This window comes from Nonomuraea sp. 3-1Str (assembly GCF_031570565.1).
GTDB lineage: Bacteria > Actinomycetota > Actinomycetes > Streptosporangiales > Streptosporangiaceae > Nonomuraea.
In genome coordinates this window covers 406,386-422,029 of record NZ_JALHBK010000002.1, presented here as the reverse complement: position 1 = coordinate 422,029, position 15,644 = coordinate 406,386, and the positions used below count along the sequence as shown (strand labels likewise).

The following is a 15,644-nucleotide window of genomic DNA, read 5'->3' as shown; positions in this document are numbered from 1 at the left end:
GGGGTGAGCTCCGAAGCGATGTCGGCTCTGTTACGAGCAGGGGCTTGACAGGATGACAACGTTAACATCAGGTTAGATCCCAACGCACGAACCCGGCATCCCGCCGTGATGCACCACCTGTCCGAGGAGACCGTCATGACCCCACCGACCCTCCCGCCGCCCCGTCGCCGCCGCCGCGGGATGATGCCGGCCGCCGCCCTGACGGTCGCCCTGGCGGCGTCGCTGACCGCCTGCTCGTCCGGCGACACCTCCTCCTCGGGCGCCTCCTCGGGCACCGCGGCCGCCGACGGACCGGTCACGCTGCAGGTCTGGACCTGGAACCTCAAGGGCAACGATCCGCGCGCCACGGCGATCGCCGACAAGTACCACCAGGAACACCCGAACGTCACGATCAAGCTGTCGGAGGTCGGCGGGACCGCCGACACCGCCTCCAAGCTGCTGGCCGCCGACCAGGCCGGCGACACCCCCGACGTGGTGCAGGTGGAGTACCGAGGTCTGCCCGCCCTGGTGGTGGCCGGAGCCGTCAAGGACATCACCGCCGACGTGGCCGGCGCCAAGTCCGGCATCGAGCCCAACATCTGGGCCCTGACCACCTTCAACAACCAGGTCTACGGCGTGCCCCAGGACATCGGGCCGATGATGTTCACCTACCGCAAGGACCTGTTCGCCAAGTACGGCGCCAAGGTGCCCACCACCTGGGCCGAGTACGCCAAGGCCGCCGAGCAGATCCACAAGAAGGACCCCAAGGTCTACATCGCCAGCTTCGCGGCCAACCAGATCGAGTTCTTCGCCGCCCAGGCAGCCCAGGCCGGCGCCCGGTGGTGGAGCAACGACGGCGACGCCTGGAAGGTCGGCATCGACGGCGAGGCGTCGCTGAAGACCGCCGACTTCTGGGAGGACCTGGTGAAGCGCGACCTGGTCAAGGTCGAGCCCCTGCTCACCCCCGAATGGAACGCGCAGGTCAACGACGGCAGGATTCTGAGCTGGGCCGCCGCCGCGTGGGCGCCCAACGTGATCCACTCGGTGGCGCCGGACACCTCCGGCAAGTGGGAGTCCGCGCCGCTGCCGCAGTGGACGCCCGGCGACCCGGCCGTCCCGTTCCTGGGCGGCTCCACGTATCTGGTGCCGGCCAAGTCCAAGCACGCCAAGGAGGCCGCGGCCTTCGCCGCCTGGCTCGGCGCGTCCGACGAGGGCTCCAAGCTGACGCTCGGCCTCGACATCTTCCCCGGCGGCAACGCGGGACGCCAGGCGACGCTGACCCACGAGCCGCCGCGGCTGATGCCGCAGCAGAAGGACTTCTACCAGGTCGCCGATCAGGTGATCAAGAACACGACCATCCCGGTGACCTGGGGACCCAACGTCAACGTGGCGCAGACCGCCTTCGGCGACGCCCTGAACACCGCCGCGCTCAACAAGACCTCCTTCCGCGAGGTGTACAAGGCCACGCAGCAGGCCGTCGTCGCTGACCTGCAGAAGTCTGGCTATACCGTGACCAAGTAGCCGTTCGCGGGCCCGGCGACCGGCCGGGCCCGCAGCGTCGGCCTCTCGACCCACCCTGGACGCCTCATGCCCGCCACCTCCACCTCGGCCGCCCCGGCCGCCACTGGCTCCACGGCCCCCGCACCGACCGGACGGCGCACGCGTATCCGCGCCGTCGCCACCCCATGGCTGTTCGCCACGCCGGCGATCGTGCTCTTCACCCTGTTCCTGATCGTCCCGATCGGTTACGCGATCTATCTGAGCTTCCGCGGCTTCCGCGTCGAAGGCGGTGGCGCGTTCGGGCGGCGCGTGCAGACCTTCGTCGGCTTCGACAACTACCTCGCCGCGCTCGGCGACCCGGGGTACGTCGCCGGGCTCGGCCGGGTCCTGCTCTACGGCGTCATCGCCATCCCCAGCGTGCTGGGCCTGGCCCTGCTGTTCGCGCTGCTGCTCGACACCCCCCGGGTGCGGGCGCGCGGCTTCACCCGAACCGCGATCTTCCTGCCGTACGCGGTGCCCGGTGTGATCGCCAGCCTCCTGTGGGGCTTCCTCTACCTGCCCAGCACCAGCCCGCTCACCTACCTCGCCGAGCGGCTGCACGCCGGGCCGCTGGACTTCTTCGGCTTCCCCGCCCTGTACTTCTCGCTGGCCAACATCGCGCTGTGGTCCGGCGTCGGCTTCAACATGATCATCATCTTCACGTCGCTGCGGGCCATCCCCACCTCCATCTACGAGGCGGCCCGGATCGACGGAGCCAGTGAGCTGCAGATCGCCTGGCGCATCAAGATCCCACTGGTGGCCCCCGCCCTCGTGCTCACCGGCCTGTTCTCCGTGATCGGCACCCTGCAGCTGTACAGCGAACCCGCCACGCTGCGCCCGATGACGACCACCATCTCCTCCACCTGGGTGCCGCTGATGAAGATCTACCAGGAGGCGTTCATGAACGACAATCTCGGCGGGGCCGCCGCCGCCTCCGTCGTGCTCGCCCTGGGCATCCTCGTCCTCTCGCTGCTCCTGCTGCGCTTCTTCCAGCGCAGGACCTTCGGGGACAACGCATGAGCGCCGCCCTGCAGACCTCGCCCCGCACCGGCGACCGCCAGTTCGACCACCGCCACCGCCCCGCCGCCCGCAGGCGGCCGCGGCTGCCGCTGATCGTCCTGCTGCTCGGCGCGCTGTACTGCCTGACCCCCGTGCTCTGGGTGGTCACCGCCGCCTCCAAGACCCCGCGCGAGCTGTTCACCACCTTCTCCTTCGCGCCCGGCAGCGGATTCGCCGACAACCTCGCCAACCTCAGCGAGTATGGCGACGGCCAGTTCTGGCAGTGGGGGCTCAACTCGCTGCTGTACGCCGGCGTGGGCGCGATCCTGTCGACCCTGGTGTCGGCCATGGCGGGTTACGCCCTGGCCAAGTTCCGCTTCCGCGGCCGCGAGGTGCTGTTCTCCGTGATCCTGGCCGGCGTGCTGGTGCCCGGCATCGTCCTGGCCGTCCCGCAGTACCTGCTGCTGGCCGGTGTGGGCCTGGCCGGGACCTACTGGTCGGTGCTCCTGCCGGTCATCATCAACCCGTTCGGCATCTTCCTGTGCCGGGTCTTCGCCAATGCCGCGGTCCCGCAGAGCACGCTGGAGGCGGCACGCCTGGACGGGGCCGGCGAGGTCCGCATCTTCGGCCACATCGTGCTGCCCATGATGACGCAGGGGCTGGTGACGGTGTTCCTGTTGCAGTTCGTCGGCATCTGGAACAACTTCCTGCTGCCGTTCATCATGCTGTCGGACCAGGACAAATACCCGATCACTCTCGGCCTGTACACGTTCCTGGGCAAGGGCGCGGGCGACGGCGACCTGTACTCGCTGGTCATCATGGGCTCGGCCGTGTCGGTCGTCCCGCTGATCGTTCTCGTCCTGGTCCTGCAGCGCTTCTGGCGCGCCGACCTGCTGGCCGGCGGGCTCAAGGGATAGGCGCTCCCCCTCTCCCCGCGTGTTACGGCACGCTGGGCACTGCCGGCTGGGCGTCGGTCCAGCCGGCCTGGAGCACGGTCTCGGTGCTGGTCTTGTCCGGGAACGGCTTGCCGTCGATCAAAGTCGTGTGAGCCTTCGACAGCAGCAGCATCGTGCCGGTGTCGACGATCAGGTCGGTTCTGAGCCCCATGGTCTTGCCCTTCTCGACAGTGTCCGGGTAGCCGTACGAGAGGGCCGCACCGGCTCTGCCCATGCCGTCCGTCGCCTTGCCCCGGGACTTGACGCCGGGCGTCGTCAGCAGGGCCTGGTAGGCCGCGGCGCGCACCTCCTTGGGCGCCGGAATCAGGTAGAGCAGCTCGGGCAGCGCCTCGGTGACGGACATGTCCACGTTCATCTCCCGTGCGGCTCGTGCGGCCTCGGCGAGCCAGGACTTCAACCTGTTCGGGTCCGCGGGCAGTCGCTGGACCTCGTCGTACGTCAGCTTCTGCCCCGCCAGGTTGAAGGTGTTGTCTCCCCGTTCGGGGCTCACGTGGCCCTTGCCCGGTTGGGTGGACAGCGACACGGTCTGACCGTCTGCCGCACGGGCCCACCTGGCCGGCGAGCCGTCGCGGCGCCACGCCTTCCGGTCCGCCGCGCTCTGCGGATACGTCCCCAGCGTCCTGGACCCCACCCAGGATCTGCCGTCGGGAGCCGTCCACCGCTCGAGGAGCCCCTGCTCCACCACCGAGTAGCGGTTCCCTGCGCTGCCCAGTTGGCGCTGATGCGTCTCCTTCCACAGCACCTTCCTGTGCCAGTAAGCCCCTCCAGGGGGAGCCGACGTGGCGGCCGTGAGTCGCATCTCCGGTGCCCTGGCGGGGCCGGGCAGGCCCACCAGGGCGGCGGCGCCCAGCGCGGCCAGGCCGGCGCTGAGGGCGATCAGCCGACGGACCGGTGCGGTCGCGAACTTCATGCGTTCCTCCAGAGATCAGAAGTGACGAACCTCAATACGCCTGGGCCCTCTCGGAGGTTGCCCGAGGCGGAGGGCAACGGTCAGGGCCACCGAGGCGTATTAGGAGGCGTGAAACGGGACAGACAGCCGTGAGCGGCGCGGAGCACAGTTTCGGCGAGTTCGTGGCCGCGAGAGCCACGAGTCTGCTGCGAGTGGCCTATCTCGCCTGCGGAAACGAGACGGAGGCAGAGGATCTCCTCCAGACGGCGCTGGAGCGCACCTACAAGAACTGGGACCGGGTACGGGCCGACAGCCCCGAGCCCTACGTACGCCGCGTCATCGTCAACACCGCCATCAGCCGGGCCCGCCGCCGGAAGATCCTGAGCATCATCCCGACGCGCGTCCTGCCGGAGACGCCGGCGCGCTCGGCCGACGTCGACCTGCGCCACGTGCTCATGGACGCGCTGCGCGACCTGCCTCCCCGGCAGCGCGCGGTGGTCGTCCTGCGCTACTGGGAGGACCTCAGCGAGGCGCAGGCCGCGGAGGTGCTCGGCTGCTCGGTCGGCACGGTCAAGAGTCAGGCGTCGAAGGCACTGGCCAAGCTCCGTACGGCGCTTGGCGAGGAATCCATGGAAGGAGTGATCGGCAATGCCCGCGCTTGAGGACCAGCTCCGCCAGATCATGGCGGACGAGACCGCGAAACTGCACGCCGCACCGGACCTCGCCTGGCGGGTCATGCGGTCCTCCCGGCGGAGACGGGGACGGGGCAGGATCGCGGCGGTGGCCACGTCGCTGGCCGTCGCCGCGGCGGCGCCCCTCTACCTGACGGTGGCCCCGGGCGCCACGCAGGCGCCCGCCGCCCACGAAACGGCCTCGGCCTCGGAGGCGCCGGCCGAGCCCGCCATCGACGACACCCCGCCCGCGCCGTCCGAGCCCCCGAGCCTCGGTGACCTGGGCGACGGGAAGGCGTTCGGGCGTGTCAAGGTGGGGTACCTGCCCGACGGCCTGCAGTGGTCCCACTGGTCCGTGGACAACGGTGACGCGTACACGACCTCGTGGAACTACGACGGCGACAAGAACGGCTTCTACTGCGTCCAGATCTACGTGTACGAGGACCAGGCCGTCCAGGAGATCGACGACCGGGTGAAGGCGCACCGTGACGAGGGCGAGGGCGAAGAGGTGACCGTCGGCGACCGGACGGGCTACACGGTCGTCCAGGGGGTCGGCGAGGACGGCGGGAAGGGTACCCCCACGCTCTTCCTGAACATGGGCGAGCGGCGGCGGGCCGAGATCATGTTCAGCCCGATGTACGTCAAGAAGCTCGACGGCCCCGAGGCCGTCGACCGCGAGCTGAAAAAGATCGCCGAAGGACTCACCGCCGCCGACTAGGTCCGCGTCCCCTCCGGGACCGGCTGGATCCGCCCCCACCGGCCCCGGAGGCGACGCTCAGCAGGGGCGCCGCGACCAGCGATCAGCTGGTGATGCGCGTCCGGGCACGGAGCAGGGAGGCCACGATCACCTCCTCCCGCTCCGGGCTGAGGCGGACGAGGGGGATGGAGCAGCTCAGAGCCTCGTTGGGGACGGCGGAGCCGAAGTGCAGCGCGACGGCGAAGCAGCGCAGGCCGATGGTGGACTCCTGCTCGTCCACGGCGTAGCCGCGGCGCCGGATCTCCTGGAGCTCGCCGCACAGCGCCGCCCGGTCGGTGATCGTGTGGGTGGTGCGCGGCTCCAGGGTCTCCGGCAGGAGCTCGTCCACCTCCTCCCAGGGACGCTCGGCGAGGATGGCCTTGCCGAGGCCGGTCGCCCATGACGGCAGCCGCCGGCCGGGCCGGGAGACGACGGCCAGGGAGTGCCGGGAGATGTTGGTGGCCAGGTAGACGACCTCGGATCCGTCGAGGCGTGCCAGGTGCACGGTCTCGTCGAGCTCGGCGTTCAGCTCGTTCATCACCGGCTGCGCCCGCTGGACGACGTCGTCCCGCTCGACGTACGCCGCCCCGGCGCGCAGCGCTCGGATGCCGATCTGGTAACGGCCGACGCCGTCGGTCTCCAGCCATCCCGTGTTGACCAGGGTGGTGAGGAGCGCGTAACCGCTGGCCCGGGGCATGCCCAGCGCGGTGGACACGTCGCGCAGCGAGCACGCCTCCTTGGCGGAGCTGAGGTATTCGAGCACGGCGATGGTCCGCTCGGCCGATTTGACGCTGCGGACGCCTCCTCCGGTCTCGGGGGGGCCGGTCGATGCATTGGGGGACATGATCCCCATCTACACCCCTCTTGACGTTTATGGAAACACCAACTTAATGTCTCGGCTACAAATATAGATGCGGTCTCCATATGTAGACAAGAGGTAGCCGTTGATGTCCTCCACCGTCCCGCGGGTCGCCGCCACGCTGACCGGTCTGCTCGCCTTCCCCGTCACTCCGTTCACGGAGTCGGGGGACGTGGACCTGTCCCGTTTCAGATCCCACCTGACCGACGTGCTCGACACGAAGCCGGGTGCGATCTTCGTCGCCTGCGGGACCGGTGAGCTGGCATCCCTGACCGCCACCGAGCACCAGGCGGTGGTCAGCGCGGCCGTCGAGCACGTCGCCGGCGCCACCCCCGTGCTCGCCGGCGTCGGCGGCGGCACCCGGACGGCCGCCGAGTTCGCCCGTGCCGCGCAGGCCGCCGGGGCCGACGGCGTGCTCGCGCTTCCGCCGTACCTCCAGGTCGGGCCGCAGGCCGGGCTCGTGTCCCACTACCGCGAGGTGGCCGCCGCCACGGACCTGGACGTGATCCTCTACCAGCGCGGCACCGCGATCTTCTCGCCCGAGGCGGTGGCCGAGCTCGCCGAGGTGGACAACATCGTCGCGCTGAAGGACGGGCACGGCGACATGGAGCTGCTCCAGCTCATCCAGGTCGCCACCGGCGGACGCCTCCCCCTGCTCAACGGCATGCCCACCGCCGAGGTGTTCGCCCGCTCCTATGTCGGTCTCGGCGCCCGCGCCTACTCCTCGGCGGTGCTGGCGTTCCTCCCGGAGGTCGCCGTCGCGTTCTTCCAGGCGTTCGAGAAGGGCGACGAGGCGACCCAGGACCTCCTGCTGCGCGAGTTCTACGCCCCCCTCGCCGAGCTGCGCCAGACCACTCCCGGCTACGCCGTCTCCCTGGTCAAGGCCGGGCTGGAGATCCGCGGCCGCTCCGCGGGACCCGTCCGCGCGCCGCTGGCCCAGGTCACCCCGCAGCACCGCGAGCAGCTCGCCCGCATCATCGACCGCGGGCTCGCCGCCCTCAGCGCGACGCCCGTCGCATAGCACGTCGCCTGCCCGGTACCCGGCAGCAGGCGTTTTCGGAGGAACCATGACCACAACACCGCGCGTGTTCAACACCCCTCACCGCCGTCAGGCGGCCTCAGCCCTCCTGGCACTGGGCACGATCCTGTCGGCCGGCGCCTGCTCGGTCGCGAACAGCGACCCGGAGCCCTCGTCCGGAGCGGCGGCGGCCACCGTCCGCATCGTGCTGCCCGAGGAGCCCCCGACGCTGGAGCCGTGTGACGCCTCCCTCACCGCCACCGGGCGCGTCACCCGGGCCAACATCACCGAGGCGCTCACCGAGCGCGACCCCAGCACCGGGGCGCTCCAGCCGGCGCTGGCCACGGAGTGGAAGCAGGACTCGCCGACCGAGTGGACCTTCACCCTGCGCAAGGGCGTGAAGTTCCACGACGGCACCGCGTTCGACGCCAAGGCGGCGGCCTTCTCCATCGACCGCACCCTCGGCTCCAAGATCGACTGCAACGTGAACGGCTACGTCTTCGGCGGCATCAAGCTCACGGCGACGGCCGTGGACGACGCGACGCTCAAGGTCAAGACCGCCAAGCCCGACCCGATCCTGCCGCTGCGGCTGTCGTTCGTCGAGGTCGTGCCGACCACCACGAGCACGACCGGCAAGGTCCGCGAGCCCGTCGGCACCGGCCCGTTCAAGCTCGCGAAGTGGGACACCGGCCGCAGCCTCCGCCTGGAGCGGTTCGCCGGCTACTGGGGCAAGGCGCCCGAGTTCGCCGCCGCCGAGTACGTCTGGCGTACCGAGGGCAGCATCCGCGCGGCCATGGTCAAGAGCGACGAGGCGGACGTGGCCATCGGCCTCGCCCCGGAGGACGGCGCCGGCGACTCGGCCGTGCAGTTCCCCAACAACGAGACCTCCTACCTGCGCATCGACGCCACCAGGCCGCCGCTGAACGACATCCGCGTACGCCAGGCGATCAACTACGCCATCGACCGGAGCGGCCTCGTCGCCTCGGTCTTCGCCGGGCTGGGCAAGCCGGCGGGACAGCTCGTCCCCGAAGGCGTGACCGGACACAGCACCGCCATCCAGCCGTGGCCGTACGACATGGCCCAGGCCAAGAAGCTGATCGCGGAGGCCAAGGCGGCCGGCGTCCCCACGGACACCCCCATCAAGATCATTGGCCGGAACGGGATCTACCCCAAGGCCGCCGAGGCGATGGAGGTCGTGCAGAACTCGCTGATCGAGGCCGGGCTGTCGGTGAAGATCGAGATGCTCGACGTGAACGCCTGGCTGGAGTACCTGCTGCGCCCGTTCCCCAAGGACCCCGGCCCCACCCTGCTCCAGGCCCAGCACGGCAACCAGGCCGGTGACGCGGCCTTCACGATGGGCCAGATCTACGGCAGCAAGGGCGCCCAGAGCAGCTACGGCACCGCCGAGCTGGACAACCTGATCAACACTGCCGAGCAGGCCTCCGCGGAGGAGCGCCAGGCGGCGTTCGCCAAGGCGCTGGAGTACCAGAACAAGGAGGTCGTGCGGGACGCGGTCATGGCGCACATGACCGGCATCCTCGCCCTGTCGCCCAAGGTCTCCTACAAGCCCAACGCGGCCACGAACGACGAGATGCGCCTCGCCGACATGCACCCGGCCGGCTGAGAGGAACGCGTGTGCTGACCTTCCTGCGGCGTCGCATCGTCTCCAGCGCGATCCCGCTGGTCATCGTGGTCCTCGGGGTGTTCTGCCTGGCGCGTCTCACCGGCGACCCGGCGAACCTCTACCTGCCGCTCAGCGCCACGCCGGAGATGCGGGCCGAGTTCTCCGCCCGGCACGGGTTCGACCAGCCGCTGCTCGTCCAGTTCGGCGAGTACCTGGGCCAGGTCGTACGGCTGGACTTCGGCGAGTCGCTGCGGACCGCGCAGCCGGCGGCCGAGGCCGTGCTGCGGGCGTTCCCGGCGACGCTCCAGCTCGCGGGGGCGACCATGATCCTGGCGATCCTGGGCGCCGTCGTCGTCGGGAGCTGGGCGGCCTACCGTCCCAACTCCGTCGCGGACCGGGTCGCCAGCTTCACCTCGACCACCGCGGCGAGCATGCCGGACTTCTGGTTCGCCATCATGGGCGTCCTGGTCTTCGCCGTGGCCCTCGGCTGGCTGCCCACCTCGGGCACGGAGGGCGCGCCGGCGTGGGTGCTGCCTGTGCTCACCCTGCTGATCCGGCCGTTCGGCGTGCTCGTGCAGGTGGTGCGCGGGGCGATGGTCACCGCGCTGTCCGCGCCGTACATCAAGGTGGCGCGGAGCAAGGGCGCGGGCGAGATCCGGGTGGTGTTCGGCCACGCGCTGCGCAACGCCGCGCCTCCGGCGCTGACCGTGGCCGGAGACCTCACGGTCGGGCTGGTCAACGGGGCCGTGGTCGTCGAGACGATCTTCGGCTGGCCGGGCATCGGCAAGCTGATGATCACCTCGATCCTGCAGCGTGACTTCGCGGTGCTGCAGGCCGCGGTCCTGGTGACCGCGCTCACGATCTTCGCGCTCAACATCGTCATCGACGCCTGCTACGCGACCCTGGACTCCCGTGTCCGCCAGGGCGTGACGACATGACCAACGGAGACCTCATGTCCACGACTCAGGCCGGGCCGGAGCGGCCCGGCGAGACCCCCGCCGCGGGGCCCGCCGCCGTCCGGCGGGTCACCTGGTGGCGGCTGCTGCTGCGGGACCGGTTCGCCTGCGTGGCGGTGGTGATCCTGCTGGTCGTGGCCGCCTGCGCCCTCATCGGGCCGATCCTGCTCGGCGACCTTGCCACCCGGCAGAACCTGCGGGCGGTCAACCGGCCGCCCTTCAGCCTCGACGACGGCTTCGCGTTCCTGCTCGGCAGCGACTCGCTCGGGCGCAGCGTGCTGGCCCGGCTCATCGTGGCCAGCCGCACGACGCTCTCCGTCTCGGTCCCGGCCGTCCTGATCTCGCTGGTCATCGGGTCGGTCTGGGGCATGTGGGCCGGTTACCACCGCGGCCGGCGCGAGAACGTCTCCATGCGGATCGCCGACGTCATCCTCAGCTTCCCCTCGCTGCTGCTGGCCGTGGTCGTGCTGTACGTCTTCTCGCCCAGTGCCATGAACATCGTCCTGGTCCTGGCCGTCGCCCGGATCCCGATCTACCTGCGGGCCGCGCGGGCGGAGTCGGCCGAGCTGCAGAGCAGGCTGTTCGTCGACGCGGCGCGGACCTTCGGCACCGGCAGCTGGGCCATCATCGGCCGGCACGTGGCGCCGACCGTGCTGCCGACCCTGTTCACCGTCGCGACCCTGGACTTCTGTTTCGTGATGCTGACCGAATCGTCGCTGAGCTTCCTCGGCATCGGCATCCAGCCGCCGGACATGAGCTGGGGCCTGATGGTCGCCCAGGGCCGGCAGGTCCTCCAGAGCGCCTGGTGGATCGCCGTCTTCCCCGGTCTCGCCATCGTGGTGACCACCGTCTCGGCGACCGTCCTCGCCTCGTGGGCGCGGCTGGCCATGGACCCCGGACAGCGGTGGCGGCTCACCCTGCCCCGCTCCCGGCGCAAGATCAAGGAGGTGCGGGCGTGAGCGAGTCGAACGGCACGGCGATCGCCGCCGCGAAGCCGGGACGGCCGGTGCTGGAGGTCGACGAGCTGGCCGTCGACATCAGGACCCCCGCCGGGACGGTCCGCGCCGTGCGCGAGGTCAGCTTCTCCGTCCGCTCCGGCGAGACGCTGGCGCTCCTGGGCGAGTCGGGCTGCGGCAAGAGCATGACGGCGCAGGCCATCGTCGGCCTCCTCGACCCGGTGGCGCACGTCGCCGGCGGCGCCGTGCGCCTGGACGGGACCGACATCCTCACCCTGTCGCCGGCACAGCGCCGCAAGCTGGCCGGTCCCGGCCTGTCCATCGTGTTCCAGGACGCGCTGACCGCGCTGAACCCCGTGCAGACGGTCGGCGCCCAGCTCGCCGAGCCGTTCCGGATCCACCAGGGCCTGTCGCGCCGCGCGGCGCGGCAGCGGGCCGTCGAGCTGATGGAACGGGTCGGCATCCCCGAGCCGGGCGCCCGCGTGAGCGCCTATCCGCACCAGTTCTCCGGCGGCATGCGCCAGCGGCTGCTCATCGCGCTGGCGGTGGCCCTCCACCCCAAGGTACTGCTGGCCGACGAGCCCACCACCGCCCTCGACGTCACCGTGCAGGCCCAGATCATGGAGCTGCTGCGTGAGCTGCGCACCGAGCAGCAGACGGCGCTGATCCTGATCACCCATGACCTCGCGGTGGTGGCCGAGCAGGCCGACCACGTGGCCGTCATGTACGCGGGCGCCGTCGTCGAGACCGGCCGGGTGGCGGACGTCTTCTCCAGCCCCCGCCACCCCTACACCCGCGGCCTGCTGGACTCGGTGCCGGCCGAGGTGGCGCGCGGCACCACCCTGAAGTCCATCCCGGGCAGCCCGCCCGACCTGCACTCCGTGCCCTCGGGATGCGCCTTCCGCGCGCGCTGCCCGATGGCCGGCGACGTGTGCGCGGAGCAGCGCCCTGTCCTCGTCGAGACCGGCCCCGGCCGTCTGTCGGCGTGCCACCACTGGAGGGAGCTGACCGATGACTGAGCCCGCCACGCCCACCCTCGCGGCGAAGGAGACGGCCGTTCCCCTGCTGGAGGTGACAGGGGTCAGCAAGTCCTTCCACGTGGCCCGCGGCGCCTCCGGCCGCAACCGGCTGCGCGCGCTCGACGGGGTGGACCTGCGGCTCGGGCACGGCGAGACGCTGGGCCTGGTCGGGGAGTCCGGCTGCGGCAAGTCGACCCTCGCCCGGGTGCTGCTCATGCTGGAACGCCCTGACCAGGGCACCGTCCGGTTCGAGGGCGTGGACCCGTTCGCGCTGCGCGGCAAGGAGCTGCTGAAGTGGCGGCGCCGGGTGCAGATGGTCTTCCAGGATCCGTTCGCGTCGCTGAACGCCCGGCTGTGCGCCGAGGACATCGTCGGTGAGCCGTGGCGCACGCACCGTGACCTGGTGCCGGTCAAGGAGCGCGGCAAGCGGGTGGCCGAGCTGCTCGACATGGTGGGGCTGCGGGCCGGCGACGCGCGCCGTTATCCGCAGGAGTTCTCCGGAGGCCAGCGCCAGCGGCTCGGGATCGCTCGCGCGCTGGCGCTCGAACCGGACGTCATCGTGTGCGACGAGCCGGTGTCGGCGCTGGACCTGTCGGTCCAGGCGCAGGTGCTCAACCTCCTCACCGACCTCCAGGCCCGGCTCGGGGTGTCGTACGTCTTCATCTCCCACGACCTGTCCGTGGTCCGCCACGTCGCGGACCGCGTCACGGTCATGTACCTCGGCAAGATCGTCGAGACCGGCCCGACGGAGCAGGTCTTCGACCGGCCCCGCCATCCCTACACCGCCGCGCTGATGTCCGCGGCGCCGGTGCTCGACGTCAGCCAGGGGGCGCGGCGGGAGCGGATCCTGCTCAAGGGCGAGGTGCCCTCCCCGCTCGACCCGCCGTCGGGGTGCCGGTTCCGGACCCGCTGCTGGAAGGCGGAGGACGTCTGCGCCCAGGACGTGCCGCCGCTGGAGCCGTCCCTGGGCGAGCCGCTGCACGCGGCCGCCTGCCACTTCCCGCTCCAGGAGGCGCCCGCCAGGTGAGCAGGCCGGGTGAGCAGGCCGGGTGAGCAGGCCGGGTGAGCAGGCCGGGTGACCGGGCGTCAGTGGTGCGGGCGCATCCAGCCGAACGTCCGCTCCACGGCCCGGCGCCAGTTGTCGTACTCCTCGTCGCGGCGCTTCGGGTCCATGGCCGGCAGCCACTGGGCGGCGCGGTGCCAGTTGCGGCGCAGGCCCTCCAGGTCGGGCCAGTAGCCGACGGCCAGCCCGGCGGCGTACGCGGCCCCGAGTGAGACGGTCTCGGCCACCATGGGGCGGACGACCGGGACGTCCAGGACGTCGGCGATGTACTGCATGAGGAGGTTGTCGGCGGTCATGCCGCCATCGACCTTGAGACCGCGCAGGTCGAGCCCGGAGTCCGCGTTCATGGCGTCGACGACCTCGCGGGTCTGCCAGGCGGTGGCCTCCAGGACCGCCCGCGCGAGGTGCCCCTTGGTGATGTAGGACGTGAGGCCGACGATGACGCCGCGGGCCTCGCTCCGCCAGTGCGGGGCGAACAGCCCGGCGAACGCCGGCACGATGTAGCACCCGCCGTTGTCGTCCACCGTCTTGGCCAGCGTCTCGATCTCCGGAGCGCTGTTGATCAGGCCGAGGCCGTCGCGGAACCACTGCACCAGCGCGCCCGTGACGGCGATCGGCGCCTCCAGGGCGTACACCGCCGGCTCGGCGCCGACCTGGTAGCCGACGGTCGTGAGCAGCCCGTGGGTGGAGCGGACCGGCTCGTCGCCGGTGTTGAGCAGCAGGAAGCCGCCGGTGCCGTAGGTGCACTTCGCCTCGCCCGGCGCGAAGCAGGTCTGGCCGAACAGCGCCGCCTGCTGGTCGCCCAGCGCGGCGCCGATGCGGACGCCGGGCAGGATGCGGCTGGCCACCCCGTACGTCTCGGTCGAGGGCCGGATCTGCGGCAGCATGGCGCGCGGGACGCCGAAGAAGTCGAGCAGGTCGTCGTCCCACTCCAGCGTGGTCAGGTCCATCAGCAGGGTGCGGCTGGCGTTGGTGACGTCGGTGAGGTGCAGGCCGCCGTCGGGGCCGCCGGTGAGGTTCCAGATGAGCCAGGTCTCCATGGTGCCGAACAGCACCTCGCCCCGCTCGGCGCGCTCCCTCAGCCCGGGGGTCTCGTCGAGCAGCCAGCGCACGCGCGGGGCGGAGAAGTAGGTGGCCAGCGGCAGGCCGCAGCGTTTCTGCACCATCGAGGAGTCGGGACGGGCGGCCAGGTCGTCGACCAGCGCGTTCGTCCGGGTGTCCTGCCACACGATCGCCCGATGGAGGGGCAGGCCGGTGCTCCGGTCCCACAGGAGGGTGGTCTCCCGCTGGTTCGCGATGCCGACGGCCGCGAGCTGGTCCAGGCCGACCCCCGCCTGCCGGAGCGCCGCGGGGGCGATGCGCTCCAGGTTGCGCCAGATCTCGACGGCGTCGTGCTCCACCCACCCGGGGTGCGGGAAGTGCTGGCGATGCTCGCGCTGGGTCACCGACACCAGGCGTCCCTGCTGGTCGAAGATGATGCACCGGGTCGACGTCGTACCTTGGTCGATGGACATTACGTAGCGCGCGGCCATGGCGTTCACCTCGGTATGTATGAGTTAGGTGTCACCAGCGCGAGGCACCGAGGTCCCGGGAGACCGCGCGTGCGGCGTCGCGCACGAACGTCACCAGGACGGTGTTGGGCTGGCCTTTGGCGTCGCATATCCGTTCGACGGCGCCCGAGATCCCGATGGCTCCGACGACGAGTCCGCCGTGACCGCGGATGGGAGCGGCGATGGCGGCCTCGCCGACGGCCATCTCCTCCACCTGCGAGGCCCACCCGACCTCGCGGATGCCCGCCAGGCTCCGGGCCAGATCCCGGGGGGCGACGATGGTCCGGCGGGTGTACGCCTCCAGCGGTCCGTTGCCGAGGGCGGCGCTCGCGCCGGAGTCGAAGGCCAGCAGCACCTTTCCCAGGGCGGTGGCGTGCATCGGCATCAGCGAGCCGACGTCGAGGGTCTGCAGGGTGTCGTCGGGACGGAAGACGTGGTGCACCACGAGGACCTGGCCGTCGAGGACGGTGCCGATCTTGACGGATTCGCAGCTCCGCGCCGCGAGCGCGTCCGCCCAGTTGATCGCGCGTGAGCGGAGCTCGTTGACGTCCAGGTAGCTCGTGCCGAGGTGGAGCAGGGCCGCGCCGAGCTGGTACTTGCCCGTCGCCCCGTCCTGCTCCACGAAGCCGACCAGTTGCAGGGTGCGGAGCAGGCCGTGGGCGGTGCCGCGGGGCAGACCGAGCGAGGTGGCGATCTCTCCCACGCCGAGTCTTCCCGAGCTGCGCGCGAGGAGGCGGAGGATGGCGGCTCCTCGCTGGATGGACTGCACTGGACCAGGCACGGCATCGAGCCTAGCCCTCTGCGGCCGACGTTCGACAATGTCGGCACGG

General features: G+C 71.1%; 15 protein-coding genes. 11 read left to right on the top strand and 4 right to left on the bottom strand.

Annotated features, from left to right (window positions below; genetic code table 11):
- Positions 1 to 135 precede the first annotated feature (135 nt).
- From MTP10_RS05750 to MTP10_RS05740, 3 genes are all read left to right on the top strand, one after another.
- Positions 136 to 1,500, top strand: a complete 1,365-nt coding sequence (locus MTP10_RS05750) for an extracellular solute-binding protein (protein ID WP_310707939.1) — start codon at positions 136 to 138, stop codon at positions 1,498 to 1,500.
- A 66-nt stretch (positions 1,501 to 1,566) separates the two neighbouring features.
- Positions 1,567 to 2,538, top strand: a complete 972-nt coding sequence (locus tag MTP10_RS05745; protein ID WP_310707938.1) for a sugar ABC transporter permease — start codon at positions 1,567 to 1,569, stop codon at positions 2,536 to 2,538.
- Positions 2,535 to 3,434 (top strand): carbohydrate ABC transporter permease, encoded by a 900-nt coding sequence (locus MTP10_RS05740; RefSeq protein WP_310707937.1) that lies wholly within the window; start codon positions 2,535 to 2,537, stop codon positions 3,432 to 3,434. The genes MTP10_RS05745 and MTP10_RS05740 overlap by 4 nt, the downstream gene beginning before the upstream one ends.
- A gap of 22 nt (positions 3,435 to 3,456) precedes the next feature.
- Here the strand turns inward: MTP10_RS05740 and MTP10_RS05735 are convergent, their stop codons facing one another.
- Positions 3,457 to 4,383 carry a hypothetical protein gene (locus tag MTP10_RS05735; RefSeq protein ID WP_310707936.1) on the bottom strand — a complete coding sequence of 309 codons (927 nt, stop codon included), beginning with the start codon at positions 4,381 to 4,383 and terminating at the stop codon, positions 3,457 to 3,459.
- A gap of 128 nt (positions 4,384 to 4,511) precedes the next feature.
- On the opposite strand from MTP10_RS05735, the gene MTP10_RS05730 reads away from it, so the two are divergent.
- Together MTP10_RS05730 and MTP10_RS05725 are read left to right on the top strand one after the other, a co-directional pair.
- The gene (locus MTP10_RS05730; RefSeq protein WP_310707935.1) at positions 4,512 to 5,024 is read left to right on the top strand and encodes a SigE family RNA polymerase sigma factor; all 513 of its coding nucleotides are present in this window, start codon (positions 4,512 to 4,514) and stop codon (positions 5,022 to 5,024) included.
- Complete coding sequence (locus tag MTP10_RS05725; protein ID WP_310707934.1) at positions 5,011 to 5,751, top strand: hypothetical protein; 741 nt, start codon at positions 5,011 to 5,013, stop codon at positions 5,749 to 5,751. Before MTP10_RS05730 ends, MTP10_RS05725 begins: the two co-directional genes overlap by 14 nt.
- Positions 5,752 to 5,833: 82 nt before the next feature.
- Here the strand turns inward: MTP10_RS05725 and MTP10_RS05720 are convergent, their stop codons facing one another.
- A complete protein-coding gene (locus tag MTP10_RS05720) occupies positions 5,834 to 6,613 on the bottom strand; it encodes an IclR family transcriptional regulator (protein WP_310707933.1) in 780 nt (259 codons plus the stop codon).
- Between the two features lie 103 nt (positions 6,614 to 6,716).
- On the opposite strand from MTP10_RS05720, the gene MTP10_RS05715 reads away from it, so the two are divergent.
- The 6 genes from MTP10_RS05715 to MTP10_RS05690 are packed head-to-tail and all read left to right on the top strand — an operon-like array spanning position 6,717 to position 13,228.
- Positions 6,717 to 7,649 (top strand): 5-dehydro-4-deoxyglucarate dehydratase, encoded by a 933-nt coding sequence (locus tag MTP10_RS05715; RefSeq protein ID WP_310707932.1) that lies wholly within the window; start codon positions 6,717 to 6,719, stop codon positions 7,647 to 7,649.
- A 46-nt stretch (positions 7,650 to 7,695) separates the two neighbouring features.
- The gene (locus MTP10_RS05710; protein ID WP_310707931.1) at positions 7,696 to 9,270 is read left to right on the top strand and encodes an ABC transporter substrate-binding protein; all 1,575 of its coding nucleotides are present in this window, start codon (positions 7,696 to 7,698) and stop codon (positions 9,268 to 9,270) included.
- An 11-nt stretch (positions 9,271 to 9,281) separates the two neighbouring features.
- On the top strand, positions 9,282 to 10,208 hold the full coding sequence (locus MTP10_RS05705; RefSeq protein WP_310707930.1) for an ABC transporter permease: 927 nt from the start codon (positions 9,282 to 9,284) through the stop codon (positions 10,206 to 10,208).
- A 14-nt stretch (positions 10,209 to 10,222) separates the two neighbouring features.
- Complete coding sequence (locus MTP10_RS05700; RefSeq protein ID WP_310707929.1) at positions 10,223 to 11,185, top strand: ABC transporter permease; 963 nt, start codon at positions 10,223 to 10,225, stop codon at positions 11,183 to 11,185.
- Positions 11,182 to 12,201, top strand: a complete 1,020-nt coding sequence (locus tag MTP10_RS05695; RefSeq protein ID WP_310707928.1) for an ABC transporter ATP-binding protein — start codon at positions 11,182 to 11,184, stop codon at positions 12,199 to 12,201. The genes MTP10_RS05700 and MTP10_RS05695 overlap by 4 nt, the downstream gene beginning before the upstream one ends.
- Positions 12,194 to 13,228, top strand: a complete 1,035-nt coding sequence (locus tag MTP10_RS05690; RefSeq protein ID WP_310707927.1) for an oligopeptide/dipeptide ABC transporter ATP-binding protein — start codon at positions 12,194 to 12,196, stop codon at positions 13,226 to 13,228. The genes MTP10_RS05695 and MTP10_RS05690 overlap by 8 nt, the downstream gene beginning before the upstream one ends.
- Before the next feature lie 59 nt (positions 13,229 to 13,287).
- On the opposite strand, the gene glpK is transcribed toward MTP10_RS05690, so the two are convergent.
- Both glpK and MTP10_RS05680 read right to left on the bottom strand, forming a co-directional pair.
- Positions 13,288 to 14,796, bottom strand: coding sequence for a glycerol kinase GlpK (glpK, locus tag MTP10_RS05685; RefSeq protein ID WP_310707926.1), 1,509 nt, complete (start codon positions 14,794 to 14,796; stop codon positions 13,288 to 13,290).
- 31 nt (positions 14,797 to 14,827) lie between these two features.
- Positions 14,828 to 15,595 (bottom strand): IclR family transcriptional regulator, encoded by a 768-nt coding sequence (locus MTP10_RS05680; protein ID WP_310707925.1) that lies wholly within the window; start codon positions 15,593 to 15,595, stop codon positions 14,828 to 14,830.
- Between the last annotated feature and the right edge of the window lie 49 nt (positions 15,596 to 15,644).